This is a genomic window from Mycobacterium yunnanensis, from assembly GCF_025823185.1.
In the GTDB taxonomy this organism is placed as follows: Bacteria; Actinomycetota; Actinomycetes; order Mycobacteriales; family Mycobacteriaceae; genus Mycobacterium; species Mycobacterium yunnanensis.
The window spans coordinates 13,734-26,860 of record NZ_JACKVK010000020.1; the positions used below are offsets into that span (position 1 = coordinate 13,734).

A 13,127-nucleotide genomic window follows, 5' to 3' on the forward strand; every position below is an offset into this window, starting at 1 on the left:
GCCTCTAGAATGGTGGCATGCCTTCGGCGACAACCACTCTGAGCTCCAAGGAGCGTCTGGAGGTGTTGTTCGACGAGCTGGCCGAGCTGACCGGGCAGCGCAACGCCATCGACGGACGCATCGTGGACATCGTCGCTGACATCGACGGCGACGGGCTGTGGGGCAACACCGGGTGCCGGTCGATTTCCGCACTGGTGGCCTGGCGCACCGGGATCTCATCTCACCCCACAACGCGGAGACCATCACCACCATTGCCGAACGACGCGCTGACTTCCCGTCGTGCACCGCTGCGTTGCGGGAGGGCCGGTTGTCCCTCGATCAGGTCGGGGTCATCGCCGAACGCGCCGGCGACGGATCCGATGAGCACTATGCCGCGCTGGCGTCGGCGGCCACGGTGACCCAGTTGCGGACCGCCATCAAGCTCGAACCCCGCCCCGACGCCAAGCCGTCCTGGGAGCCGGATCGGTCGATCAGTAAGACGGAGACCGCCACCCACACGACGTGGCGGATTCGGTTGCCGAAGGTGGAGGCGGCGAAGGTCGTGGCCGGGTTGGCCTCGCATCGCGACGCGCTGGTCAACGACTGGAAGACCGCCCACGACGAGGACCAACCCTCGGAGCAGGCCCCGCCGTTTCCCACCAACGTGGATGCGTTCATCAGCTTGGTGGAGGCGGGGTGGGACGCCGACGTGGCGCGCCGCCCGCACGGGCAGCACACCACCGTGGTGGTGCACCTCGACCCCGAGAACCGTTCAGCGGAGCTGCATCTGGGGCCGATTCTCTCCGATGCCGACCGCCAGTACCTGCTGTGCGACGCGACGTGCGAAGTGTGGGTGGAACGGCACGGACAACCGATCGGGGCGGGGCGGGCCACCCGCACCATCAGCCGACGACTCCGTCGCGTGTTGCAGCACCGGGACCGCTGCTGTGCGGTGCCTGGCTGCGGGGCCACCCGAGGGTTGCATGCCCACCACATTCGGCACTGGGAGGACGGCGGACCCACCGACCCCGACAACCTCGTCCTGCTGTGCCCGTTCCACCACCGGTTGCACCACACCGGCGGCATCACCATCAGCGGCACCGCTACCCAGTTGGTGGTCACCGACGCCGACGTCGTCCTGCTGTGCCCGTTCCACCACCGGTTGCACCACACCGGCGGCATCACCATCAGCGGCACCGCTACCCAGTTGGTGGTCACCGACGCCGACGGCGGAGTGCTGACCGGGGCGTCCCTGGCCCGACCACCCACGCAACCGCCGCCCGCGGTGCCACCGTGCACCGGGCCGCTCGGGGAACGCGCTGACTGGTGGTGGTACGACCCCTACGACCCCAACAGGCAGCCGTCGAGCAACTAAAGACGTTGCGGCCGTTCGGTGCTGGTGCTCGCACGCGGCCGACTTAGTCGCTGCCCTTCTGGCCGGCCGTACCGGGTTGGCCGGCAGGACCGGTGTGACCGGCAGTCCCGGCGTGGCCGGCCGCACCCACGTCACCGGTCGCCCCCGTCGTGCCGGATGCGCCCGTCGAGCCGGAATTGCCATTCGCGCCGACGTGCCCGGACGCACCGGCCACTCCGGCGCTGCCCGCGGATCCGTTGGCGGCCGGTCGACCGAGGAATCCGCTGGCGCCCGCTTGTCCCGCGGCGCCCCCCGTGCCTCCTGCGCCACCTGCACCGGCCGCGCCGCCCTTGCCGGCCGCACCACCTTGCCCGCCGGCACCTGCCTGTCCACCTGCGCCACCAGCGCCACCTGCGCCTGCGGCCCCTGCCGCGCCGCCGGGGCCGCCCGCACCAGCCGCGCCGGCGGCTCCGCCCGCGCCACCGTGGGTCGGGCCGACATCGGTGCTGGCGTCGCCGCCCTTGCCGCCATTGCCGCCGTTTCCGCCCGCCGCGCCGTTTCCGCCGTTACCGCCATCTCCGCCCCCGGAACCAGTGCCGCCCTTGCCGCCGTTGCCGCCCGCCCCGCCGGTACCGCCATTGCCGCCCGCCCCGCCGCTGCCGCCATCGGCGCCGTTGCCCCCGGTGCCACCAGAACCCCCGGTGCCGCCGGCGCCGAACAGCAGGCTGCCGCTGCCACCCTTGCCACCAGCACCTGCCGCCGTACCCCCGGTGCCCGCCGTGCCTGCGGTGCCGTTGGTGCCGTCTCCGCCAGCAGTTCCCGAGCCACCGGCAGTTCCCGAGCCGCCCGTGTTGCCCTTGCCGCCAGCGGTTCCGGACTGGCCTGCGGCGCCTTGCCCCCCGTTGCCGCCCGCACCGCCGGTGCCGCCGCGGGCGACCCCGGCCCCAGTGTCGGCGAAGCCGCCAAAGCCACCGTTGCCGCCGTTGGCGCCGGTGGTACCGTCGCCGCCGCGTCCACCGTCTCCGCCGCGGGCAGAAATGTCGAGCTCGTCGTCATCCTCACCGATACCGCCGTCACCGCCGGGGTTTCCACTGCCTCCGTTGCCTCCACTGTTGCCGCAGTTGCAGCCGGGGACCACGTCGAAGCCGCTTTGGCCCGAAGTGCCCGCTGGCCCGCCCGGATTCACGCCGCCGGCTCCGTTGGTGCCGTTGAAGCCGCCGAGAGCAGCGTTGGTACCGCTCTGTCCGTCGTCTCCCCTGGTGCCCGACGCACCGCTTGCGCCCGCGGTGCCGTCTCGACCAGCGGTGCCGGCGATGCCGTTTCCACCGTTTCCGCCGTTTCCACCGTTGCCAATCAAGAGGCCGGCCGCACCACCGGCGCCACCGGCCTGACCGATGAGGCCGTTTCCGCCGTTTCCGCCGTTGCCGATGAACAGACCGGCGCTGCCGCCCCTACCGCCGTTGACACCGTTTCCGCCATTGCCCGCGAAGATGCCGGCGTTGAAACCGTCGGGGTGCGTAGCGGTGCCTGCCGCACCATTGCCCACGAACGCGTTCAGAATTGGGATTTGGGTGGACAGACCCAGGACGGAGTCATAGAAGCCGAAGGGATCCAGAGCAATTGGAGGCGTCGCCGCGCTTACGTAAGGTGCGACGGCGTTCCTGCTGAGGCCGGCGACGGTTGCTGCGGGACAGGCTTCGTAAGGAGCGCACAGCGGGTCGCCCGTCGGCAGCGGTGCGGCCTGTGCGACGCCCGGCATGGCAAAGAATGCCGCGGCGGGGGCGCCCAGCGCGATTCCCGCCCCGCCGATCACCGCCGCCGCCCGTCGCCTCCCGGTGTCGTGCTTGCGGTGTGCGGACATGGCTGACCCCCTGGGGTAAATGGAGGCCGGCAGATCTGCGTCCTCGTGTGGTGGACGCTACGGAGCGCGAGGCTTCGAGGAATCAGGCGTTTCTTGACGGTTTCAGCGCCATCGGGCGAGGACTCGGCAGAATCTCCCAGGCTCATCACGGGATGTCGACAGCAAATCAGAAGGATTCTTGGCAACGCGCGGGTGGGCTGACGGGCGCTACCGTGAATGCGTCCCACAGGCGCACAATCTGAGAACGACATAACCGGTGATTCTCGAGCGACTCTCGTCGACGAGCCAAGACAGCAAATGCCGGAGGGGTGGAGCGGCAGTGGCTGAATTGGTAGCGCGCAACGCCGAGCTGGCAACGGTCGTCGCGTCGATCACGTCAGCCGCCGACGGCGGTGGGGGGCTGACCGTCGAGGGGGCCGCAGGCGTCGGCAAGACGACGTTGTGGTTAGCCGCCGTGGAGCGGGCCCGCGCGGATGGCTGCAGAGTGCTGACCGCACGGGCCAGTGCGGCGGAATCGGGGTTGGCCTACGCCGGGTTGGCCGATCTGTTGGCCGACGTCGACCGTGCGCTGTGGGCCGACTTGCCGAACCCTCAACGCCGGGCGCTAGCCGGGGCCCTGCTCGAAGAGGACGACGGCGAGGGCGAACCCGTGGACCCCCGGGCGGTGGGCGCTGCCTTCCTGACGGTGCTGGTCCGACTGGCCGTGGACTCGACGGTCGTGGTGGCCGTCGACGATCTCCAGTGGCTCGACGTCTCGACGATACGGGCCGTGGCCTTCGCCGCCCGGCGCGCTGGCAGCGGGGTGCACTGGCTGTGCACCCTACGCAGCGACGAGCCGACGGAGGTCGAACCGTTGCAGCTAGACCGTCCCGACTCGCTAGATCGAATTCATCTGCAGCCGTTGACCGTTACTGCGTTGGGTGACGTGCTCGTCGCTCATTCGACCGCTCCGGTCGACGCCGCCGCCCTCGAACGCATTCACGATGCCTCGGCGGGCAATCCCTTTTACGCGCTGGAGATTGCGCGCGACATGGAGAGGCGATCGAGCGACGACCTCGTCCTGCCCGACAGTTTGGCGTCACTCATGCGCCGACGATTGAATCGAACGGGCAAGGATGTCCGGGAAGCGTTGCTGGCGATCGCGTGCCTACCCGCGGCCACAGTTACCGTGGTGGCCGACGTGACCGGAGTGACCCCCGCCCGCCTGATCGACCAGTTGGCCCGAGCGGAGGCCGAAGGCGTGGTCGTGGTCGACGGTGACCTCCTGGGGTTCTCCCATCCTCTGCTTGCGCGCGCGGTGCACTCCGACGCCACGTCGTCGGCGCGCCGCGCGATCCACCGGCGACTAGCCGAGGCGGTGGCCGACCCCGAATCGCGGGCCCGGCACCTGGCCCTCGCCGATCCGATCGGTGAACCTGCCACCTTGGCCGCACTAGACACCGCCGCCGTCGTCGCCCGACGACGATCAGCACCCGCCGCTGCGGCCGAGCTACTGGAGATGGCGTTGGGCCGTGGAGGTGCCACTGCCCAGCGGCAAATCGAGCTGGCGCAGTGCCTCGTCGATGCCGGAGACCTTGGCCGCGCGCGCTCGACACTGGAAGCAGCCGTCGACCAACTAGATCCTGGTGTCGAGCGCGCGGAGGCGCTGCAGCGCCTAGCCTTGGTGCGTGTCTACGACGACAGCTTCCCCGAGGCGGTCGAGCTAGGCAGGAGGGCCCTCGCCGAATGTCGAGAGGATTCCGCGGTCCTGGTCGACGTTCTGCTGGTCTTGGCCCTGGCCGAGCTGAATTGTGGTCATCTGCAATTGGCCAAGACCACGGTCCAACGTTGCGTTGGGGCTGCCGAGCGACTGGGGCTGGCCGGGCCGCTGGGCCGCGCGCTGAGTCTGAGGTCCATCGTGCTGTTCATGAACGGCGAAGGCGTGTCGCCGCCCGAGCTTTCCCGGGCCGTGGCGTTGGAGGATCCGACGGCTTTGGTGCCGCCGGCATTTCAGCCAACGCTGCAGGCCACGTTGCTCGCCGGCTGGGCGGGTGAGCTGGAGGTGTGCCGGGCCCGGCTAAAGGACATGGCACGACAGTGCGAGACCCTCGGCCAAGACGGCGAGACGATGTTCTTCGCATTCCAGATCGTCATGTTCGATCTGTGGCTGGGAGACCTCGCGAACGCGGCAGCGACGACAGCCCGCGCCCGGCGTCAGGCTGACCGATTGGGCGGTAGCGCAGCACGATTCGTGGCTTTGTCTGCCCGCGGCGCGGTGGCCGCCCATCAAGGCCGGGCCGAGGAAGCCGCAGGGGAACTCGGCCTGGCGATCTCTGCTGCTGCCGAGAGCGGGTACACCCTGATGTCGACGTGGACGGTCGCACAGCTGGGCTTCTTGCGTCTTTCTCAGGGCGACCACGAAGCCGCAGTCGCCACCATGGAGGGACTTCTGGACTCCCTGCACCTCTCGCCCAGATTCACTGAAATGGTTGGTGGTGGCCATCTTCCGGATCTGGCTGAGGCCATGATCACGATCGGCCGGTTCGACGACGCGGAGCGCATCGTCGAGCTGTTGGAGGACAACGGCCGGCGCCTGGACCGCGCGTGGATGCTCGCCGTGGGCGGGCGGTGCCGGGCGCTGTTGTCGGCTGCACGCGGCGAGGTCGAGGCGGCCGCGGTCCAGCTCGGGCTCGCCCTCGCCCAGCACGACCGGATTGAGATGCCGTTCGAGAGAGCGCGCACCGTGCTGGTCGGCGGACGAATCGAACGCCGACTCCGACACTGGCGGGCCGCCACCGAGGCCTTCACCGAGGCCCTCGCCGTATTCGAGAAGCTGGGTACCCCGTTGTGGGCCGACATGGCTCGGCGCGAGCTGGCGCGCGGTAGCGCAGGCCGTGTCCGCTCCGGAGGACTGACGCCGTCCGAGGCGCGCGTCGCCGAACTCATCGTCACCGGCATGACCAATCAGGAGGTCGCCACGACGTTGTGCGTGGCAAGGAAGACCGTCGAGGTCTACGTGTCGCGCATCTACCAGAAGCTGGGCGTGCACTCCCGCATCGAGCTATACCGCGCGATGAATGCCCGGGCGTGACGGCTCTGGTGCTCAGGGCGCTTCGTGACCACCTGAGCCGCCCGCTCCACCTTGACCACCCGCTCCACCAATCCCGCCGCTGCCGTTGACGTTTCCGGGAGTTCCGATGCTGGCCGATCCACCGGCACCGCCGGGACGGCCGTGGTCGATTATCTCGGTGTAGTCAGGTGGTTGGGCGGCGGTGGCAGCCCCGCCGGCTCCACCGTGCCCGCCCGTCCCGCCGGTGCCGCCGAAGCCACCCCGGCCGGGCGCGCCGACGGCGCCGCCCGTCCCGCCGGTGCCCACCGCACCCGCGCTACCCGAGGTGCCCTGGTGTCCAGCGTTGCCGACGGCTCCGGTCTGACCCGCCAAACCGGTGTTTCCGTAGCTGCCAGTGTGTCCGGGCGTGCCAGCGCTTCCCGCCATGCCGCTGGCGCCGGCGCCGCCGATGAGGCCGCCGGACCCGCTGTTGCCCGCGGCTCCGCCCGCTCCGCCCGCGCCACCGGCGCCACCCGCGCCCGCCGCACCGCCGTCGCCGCCGACACCGCCCGCGCCGGCCGATCCGGGTTGGCCGCCAGATCCACCCAGACCGCCGACCCCGCCCAGACCGCCTGCACCGCCCTGGCCGCCGGTGCCGCCCGACCCGCCGTTGCCGCCCTGCCCGCCGACACCGCCCTGGCCGCCGGTGCCGCCGGTCGCATTTCCCGTCACCGGGATGCCGGTGGCCAGCGGGGTGCCGCCGGCGATCGCGTCGCCCGCCTGGCCGCCGTACCCGCCGGTTCCGCCGAGTGCGCCGACGCCACCGTGACCGCCGGCGCCGCCCTGCCCTCCCGTGCCTCCAGTGCCGCCCCGCCCACCCGTCCCGCCGTGGCCGCCATCGCCGGCGTCACCGCCAGTGCCGCCCGTTCCGCCGCTGCCGCCGTCGCCACCCGTGCCGCCGTCGCCACCCATGCCGCCGGTGCCACCCGAGCCCGCGGCACCGCCCCGCCCGAACAGCCCGCTACCCCGTCCGCCGTCGCCACCGGCGCCCGCCGCCAGACCTGCCGTGCCCGCGGAGCCAACCTGACCGGAGTCGCCGGCCCCACCCTTGCCACCTGCGATCCCGTCACCACCGACGCCGCCGACTTCACCGGTGCCGCCCTGGCCGCCTGTTCCGCCGGTCGACCCAGCGCCGCCCTGGCCGCCCGGTCCGCCGGACGCACCTTGGCTGCCCGCGCCGCCGGCGCCACCGTCACCCCCGGTCGCGGAATGCAGGGCGAGGGCGTTCTCGCCCAAACCGCCCTGGCCGCCGTCGCCGCCGGAGCCGATACCGCTGCCGCCGGTGCCTCCGGCGTGGCCGACGGCGGGGTCGTCGAAGAAGCCGTCGCCGGTTCCCTCGGACCCGAACCCGCCGTCCTGCCCGTCGTCCACACCGTTCGCGCCAGCCGAGCCGGTGGTGCCCGCGGCCCCGGTCGCCCCGGCCGCGCCGACGGTTCCCGTCGCGCCTGTCGCGCCACTCTTTCCGGCTGTCCCCGTCGTGCCGGTCTGACCGTCCGCTCCGTCGGCTCCAACGGCGCCGATCACTCCGGCCTGACCGTCGCCACCGCGACCGCCGGCACCACCGTCACCAATGAGCGAGTAGGCGCCGACGTCACCGCCGTCGCCGCCGCGGGCACCCAAACCACCGTTGCCACCCGCGCCGCCCGGCCCAATGAGGAGACCACCCGTGCCACCCTTACCGCCTGCGACGCCGGCGGCAAGACCGTCACCACCTCGGCCGCCGAACCCAATCAGGCCTGCCGCACCGCCGGTGCCTCCGCCGAAACCCGCACCGCCGGTGCCGAATAGCAGACCACCGGCCTGGCCGTCGGGATGTGCGGCGGTACCCGCGGCCCCGTTGCAGATGAACCCGCAGGCGCGGCTGAGGGGATCGTCGGCCACCACCGCGAGCAATGCGTGGGGAGTGGGCTTGAGCCCGGCCGCCGACCCGACGGAACCGCTCGGCGTCGACGAACCGTACACGGACCACCACCACAGCGGATCGAGCTGAGGGTCCGGCGCGGCAGACGCTCGGGTGCTGGGTTGCGGGGCCGCGGCAGGGGCGGCGCTGGCCTGGCCGGAGCCGAGCGTCAGCAGCAATCCGGTGCCTGCAACGGCACCGGCCGCTCCCGCCGCCAGCACGCCGAGGGATCTGGACACCGCATGCCAAGCGGGTGTGCGATGTTGGGCCACCAGGTCGCCTCATTCCGGCTCAGATCGCGCCGCACCGAGCGTGCGGGCGCACTGATCACGAGGCTAGGAGCGGCTTCCGGTGGGCGAAATACGGTGTTTCACTACGGAATCAGCGACGCCGTGCCGACTCGTCTAGCTGCAGACCGCGCCGACGGCCGCGGAGCCGACCAGCTTGGTGTACTTGGCCAGCACGCCGCTGGTGTAGACGGGGGGCAGCGGCTCGAAATCGGTCTTGCGCGAAGCGAGTTCGTCGTCGTCGACCAACAGGTCCAGGGTGCCCTTGCCGACGTCGAGGCGGATCTTGTCACCGTCCCTGACGAAGGCGATTGGACCGCCGTCGACCGCTTCGGGCGCGATGTGCCCGACGCACAGCCCCGTCGTCCCGCCGGAGAAGCGGCCGTCGGTCATCAACAGCACGTCCTTGCCGAGCCCCGCGCCCTTGATCGCGCCGGTGATGGCGAGCATCTCCCGCATGCCGGGACCACCCTTGGGTCCCTCGTACCGGATGACGACCACGTCGCCGTGGGTGATGGTGCCGTCCTCGAGGGCGTCGAGCGCCGCCCGCTCGCGCTCGAAGACCCGTGCGGTGCCCTCGAACACGTCGGAGTCGAACCCCGCCGACTTCACCACGGCGCCCTCGGGAGCCAGTGACCCGTGCAGGATCGTGATGCCGCCCGTGGGGTGGATGGGGTTGCTCATCGCGCGAAGCACCTTGCCGTCGGGATCCGGCGGCTCGATGTGAGCGAGGTTCTCGGCCATCGTCTTGCCGGTGACGGTGAGGCAATCCCCGTGCAGCAGACCGTTGTCCAGCAAGGCCTTCATGACCACGGGCACGCCGCCGATCTCGTCGACGTGCTTCATCACGTGCCTGCCGAAGGGCTTCACGTCGGCGAGGTGCGGCACCTTCTGCCCGATGCGGGTGAAGTCCGCCAGCGTGAGCTTGACGCCGGCCTCCCACGCGATCGCCAGAAGGTGGAGCACGGCGTTGGTGGATCCGCCGAACGCCATCACCACGGCGATGGCGTTCTCGAACGCCTCCAGCGTGAGGATGTCGCTGGTGGTAATGCCGCGGCGCAGCATCTCGACGACGGCCTCGCCGGACTGGCGGGCGTACTCGTCGCGGCGCTTGTCGATGGCGACCGGTGATGCACTGCCGGGCAACGACATTCCCAGTGCCTCGGCGGCGCTGGCCATGGTGTTCGCGGTGTACATGCCACCGCAGGCGCCCTCACCCGGACAGATGGCGCGTTCGATGACGTCCACGTCGGCGCGAGACATCAGCCCGCGGGCGCACGCGCCGACCGCCTCGAAGGCGTCGATGATCGTGACTTCCCGTTCGGTGCCGTCGGACATCTTGGCCACGCCGGGCATGATCGAGCCGTTGTAGAGGAAGACGCTCGCCAGGTTCAGTCGCGCGGCGGCCATCAGCATGCCGGGGATCGACTTGTCGCAGCCGGCGAGCAACACCGATCCGTCGAGCCGCTCGGCCTGCATGACGGTCTCGACGCTGTCGGCGATGACTTCCCGGGACACGAGCGAGAAGTGCATGCCCTCGTGACCCATCGAGATGCCGTCGGAGACGGAGATGGTGCCGAACTCCAACGGGTAACCGCCCGCGGTGTGCACGCCGCCCTTGACCGACTGCGCCAGTCGCTGCAGCGACATGTTGCACGGCGTGATCTCGTTCCAGGACGAGCCGACGCCGATCTGCGGCTTGGCCCAGTCGTCGTCGCCCATGCCGACCGCCCGGAGCATCCCGCGGGCGGCGGTCTTCTCGAGGCCGTCGGTGACGTCGCGGCTGCGGGGCTTGATGTCGATGTCAGGGCTGGACGACGCGTCTGAGGGCATTGATCAAGTATGCCTTCGGGTCGTTCGCCGACCAAACCATTTCACATACCCCCGCGGGGTACCCGGTACGGTGGGTCGCATGAAGTCGACCCTCGCCTTGGTGGCCGCAGCCGCCACCGCCCTGTTCCTCTCCGCGTGTACGAGCCCGGCCTCCGACGGTCACACCGATCACCAGCACGGAAGCGAGTCCAGCTCCGCGGCGGCCGCGGACGCCCCCGCCGACCACGACGCCGCCGACGTCACCTTCGTGACCGGCATGATTCCGCACCACGAGCAGGCCGTTCAGATGTCGGCCATGGTGCCCGAGCGGTCGACCAATCCGGCGGTGATCAAGCTGGCCGCCGACATCTCCGCCGCGCAGGGTCCCGAGATCGCGACCATGAAGACGTGGCTGGCCACGTGGACCGGCGGCTCGACCTCGGCTGACGCGCACGAGGGGCACGACATGGGTGCGATGGACGGCATGGTCGACGACGCGACGATGACCACGCTCGGGACGTTGAAGGGTGCCGACTTCGACACCCTCTGGCTGCGCTCCATGATCGGTCACCACGAGGGCGCCATCAAGATGGCCAACGCCGAGATCGCCGACGGTGCCAGCGCCGACGCGAAGAAGCTCGCGAGTCAGATCGTCGCGACTCAGCAGGCCGAGATCGACCAGATGAAGACGATGGTGGGGGAGTCATGACCGAGGTCGGACCAGAACCGGACGCTGAAGGCGAAGTGCCGCACGGGTATTCGTCGCACAAGGAGAACTACGCCAAGCGGTTGCGGCGCATCGAGGGCCAGGTGCGCGGCGTCGCCAAGATGATCGAGGACGACAAGTACTGCATCGACATCCTCACGCAGATCAGCGCCGTCAACAGCGCCCTGCAGTCCGTCGCCCTTGGGTTGTTGGACGAACACCTGGGCCACTGCGTCAGCCATGCGGTCACCGAGGGCGGGGACGAGGCGCAGAGGAAGCTCGCCGAGGCGTCGGCGGCCATCGCGCGCCTGGTGAAGTCGTGACCGTGGGACGCGAATCCGCAGAGCACTCACAGGTCGTGGCCAGTCACGACGGTTAGCGTCGGGCCCGGGAGACGCGCCGCTGCGTCCGGGAAAGGCCGTGATGACCCAGACGACGGAGTCCTCGACACGGGATCGGTGGGCCCGGGTACGCGAGCAGTGGGACGAGCGCCTCGACGCCGCCCAGCAGTCGGTAGTGGTGTCATGGGCTTCGTTCACGGCCATGTTTCTGAGCGTGCGGGCACTCACGCACTGGATCCGAGATGGCCACGGGCCGTCGGGCGGTGGAATAAGCTTCGGCGGCAAGCACTTTCACCACTACAACATCGGCATCGCGCTGTTCGCCGTGGTGGGTGGAATCGGTCTGCGCGGCGAGGAGCGGCACCGCCACCACCCCGCCACTGCAGTGGCCTACGGATCGGCGGCCGCCCTCGTCGTCGACGAGCTGGCGCTGCTGCTGGATCTACAGGACGTGTACTGGGCCAAGGACGGTCGCAAGAGCGTCGACGCGGCGGTGACGCTCATCGCCGGTGGCGGTCTGTTCGCAGCGGGACTGCCGTTCTGGCCGCACGCCAGGCGAGCGCTGCGGTCGCGATGAGGAGATGCGGCGAAGGTAACGAATTCCGGGGCCGCTCCGATTGAATCAGCAGGTCAGTGCCGTGCGGATGGCGCGCGAACCAGGGGTGCGCCGGCGTCACGGGAAATACCTGGTCGCCGCGCTGTGCGACACTGGAGTCACTCGTAAATTGGAGGTGGCGCATGCGCCGGGAAACAATCAAGCGGTTTGCCACGGCGGCCGTCGCCGCCGGAATGATCGGCGGATTCGTCATCGGCAGCCCATCTGCCTGGGCAGACCCCGAGGTCAACCCCGATCCGGCGGCAATCGACTCGCAACCCGTCGAGCAGCCTGCGCCGCCCCCGTTCGGTGAGGCGCCACCGCCGGCGCCCATGCCGTTCGGGTTCCCGCCGCCCGCCGATCCGAACGCTCCCGCGCCGTTCAACCCGCTGGCCGCCCCCGCGGCCCAGCCGACGGTCATCCCCGAAGGCACGCCCGCTGGCCAGGACCCGACCCCCTACACCGGGCCTCCGGTGTTCGCGCCGCCGTCGTTCAACCCGAGCAACGGCTCGATGGTGGGCGTCGCCAAGCCGATCGCGATCAACTTCGCCCGGCCCATCGCCGACCGCCAGATGGCGCAGGCCGCGGTGCACGTGTCGTCGGTCCCGGCGGTGCCCGGCAAGTTCTACTGGCTCAGCGACACGCAGCTGCGCTGGCGCCCCATCGACTTCTGGCCCGCGAACACCACCGTCAACATCGACGCCGGTGGCGCCAAGTCGACCTTCCGCACCGGTGAATCACTGGTGGCCACCGTCGACAACAACACCCATCAGATGCAGGTCGTCCGCAACGGCACGTTGGAGAAGACGTTCCCGGTCTCGATGGGCAAGACGGGACACGACACCCCGAACGGCACGTACTACGTGCTGGAGAAGTTTCCGAGCATCGTGATGGATTCGGCGACGTACGGCGTCGACAACACCTCGGCGCAGGGCTACAAGCTGACGGTGCAGAACGCGGTCCGCATCGACAACAGCGGCAACTTCGTCCACAGCGCACCGTGGTCTGTCGCCGACCAGGGCAAGCGCAACGTCAGCCACGGCTGCATCAACCTCAGTGCCGCCAATGCGCAGTGGTTCTTCGACAACTTCGGCAGCGGCGACCCGATCGTCGTGAAGAACTCGGTTGGCACCTACAGCCAGAACGACGGCGCGCAGGATTGGCAGATGTAGCTCGCGAGCAGTCGCAAAGGGCCCTGAAACCT

General features: G+C 70.3%; 8 protein-coding genes and 1 pseudogene. 6 read left to right on the plus strand and 3 right to left on the minus strand.

Annotation, left to right across the window (positions count from 1 at the left end; translation table 11 throughout):
* The first annotated feature begins 17 nt into the window (after window positions 1-17).
* Window positions 18-1,354 (plus strand): annotated as a pseudogene (locus H7K45_RS29045) (HNH endonuclease signature motif containing protein).
* 43 nt (window positions 1,355-1,397) lie between these two features.
* Here the strand turns inward: H7K45_RS29045 and H7K45_RS29050 are convergent.
* Window positions 1,398-3,194, minus strand: a complete 1,797-nt coding sequence (locus tag H7K45_RS29050) for a hypothetical protein (protein WP_263999645.1) — start codon at window positions 3,192-3,194, stop codon at window positions 1,398-1,400.
* A 319-nt stretch (window positions 3,195-3,513) separates the two neighbouring features.
* On the opposite strand from H7K45_RS29050, the gene H7K45_RS29055 reads away from it, so the two are divergent.
* Complete coding sequence (locus H7K45_RS29055) at window positions 3,514-6,264, plus strand: helix-turn-helix transcriptional regulator (RefSeq protein ID WP_263999646.1); 2,751 nt, start codon at window positions 3,514-3,516, stop codon at window positions 6,262-6,264.
* Window positions 6,265-6,276: 12 nt separating this feature from the next.
* Here the strand turns inward: H7K45_RS29055 and H7K45_RS29060 are convergent, their stop codons facing one another.
* Together H7K45_RS29060 and ilvD are read right to left on the minus strand one after the other, a co-directional pair.
* A complete protein-coding gene (locus H7K45_RS29060; protein ID WP_263999647.1) occupies window positions 6,277-8,454 on the minus strand; it encodes a hypothetical protein in 2,178 nt (725 codons plus the stop codon).
* 132 nt (window positions 8,455-8,586) lie between these two features.
* Window positions 8,587-10,302, minus strand: a complete 1,716-nt coding sequence (ilvD, locus tag H7K45_RS29065) for a dihydroxy-acid dehydratase (RefSeq protein ID WP_263999648.1) — start codon at window positions 10,300-10,302, stop codon at window positions 8,587-8,589.
* Window positions 10,303-10,381: 79 nt separating this feature from the next.
* On the opposite strand from ilvD, the gene H7K45_RS29070 reads away from it, so the two are divergent.
* The 4 genes from H7K45_RS29070 to H7K45_RS29085 all read left to right on the plus strand — a co-directional run bounded on the left by H7K45_RS29070 (window position 10,382) and on the right by H7K45_RS29085 (window position 13,095).
* Window positions 10,382-10,990: a DUF305 domain-containing protein gene (locus tag H7K45_RS29070; protein WP_263999649.1), complete on the plus strand. Its 609-nt coding sequence runs from the start codon at window positions 10,382-10,384 to the stop codon at window positions 10,988-10,990.
* A complete protein-coding gene (gene ricR / locus H7K45_RS29075) occupies window positions 10,987-11,310 on the plus strand; it encodes a copper-sensing transcriptional repressor RicR (RefSeq protein ID WP_263999650.1) in 324 nt (107 codons plus the stop codon). Before H7K45_RS29070 ends, ricR begins: the two co-directional genes overlap by 4 nt.
* 100 nt (window positions 11,311-11,410) lie before the next feature.
* Window positions 11,411-11,905, plus strand: coding sequence for a hypothetical protein (locus tag H7K45_RS29080; protein ID WP_263999651.1), 495 nt, complete (start codon window positions 11,411-11,413; stop codon window positions 11,903-11,905).
* Window positions 11,906-12,066: 161 nt separating this feature from the next.
* Window positions 12,067-13,095, plus strand: a complete 1,029-nt coding sequence (locus H7K45_RS29085; RefSeq protein WP_263999652.1) for a L,D-transpeptidase — start codon at window positions 12,067-12,069, stop codon at window positions 13,093-13,095.
* Window positions 13,096-13,127: the final 32 nt, after the last annotated feature.

Excerpts from the sequence above, each read along its gene's own strand:
- H7K45_RS29070 (WP_263999649.1), top strand. The coding sequence starts at position 10,382 with ATGAAGTCGACCCTCGCCTTGGTGGCCGCAGCCGCCACCGCCCTGTTC.
- H7K45_RS29080 (WP_263999651.1), top strand. The coding sequence starts at position 11,411 with ATGACCCAGACGACGGAGTCCTCGACACGGGATCGGTGGGCCCGGGTA.
- H7K45_RS29085 (WP_263999652.1), top strand. The coding sequence starts at position 12,067 with ATGCGCCGGGAAACAATCAAGCGGTTTGCCACGGCGGCCGTCGCCGCC.
- H7K45_RS29050 (WP_263999645.1), bottom strand. The coding sequence starts at position 3,194 with ATGTCCGCACACCGCAAGCACGACACCGGGAGGCGACGGGCGGCGGCG.
- ricR (WP_263999650.1), top strand. The coding sequence starts at position 10,987 with ATGACCGAGGTCGGACCAGAACCGGACGCTGAAGGCGAAGTGCCGCAC.
- ilvD (WP_263999648.1), bottom strand. The coding sequence starts at position 10,302 with ATGCCCTCAGACGCGTCGTCCAGCCCTGACATCGACATCAAGCCCCGC.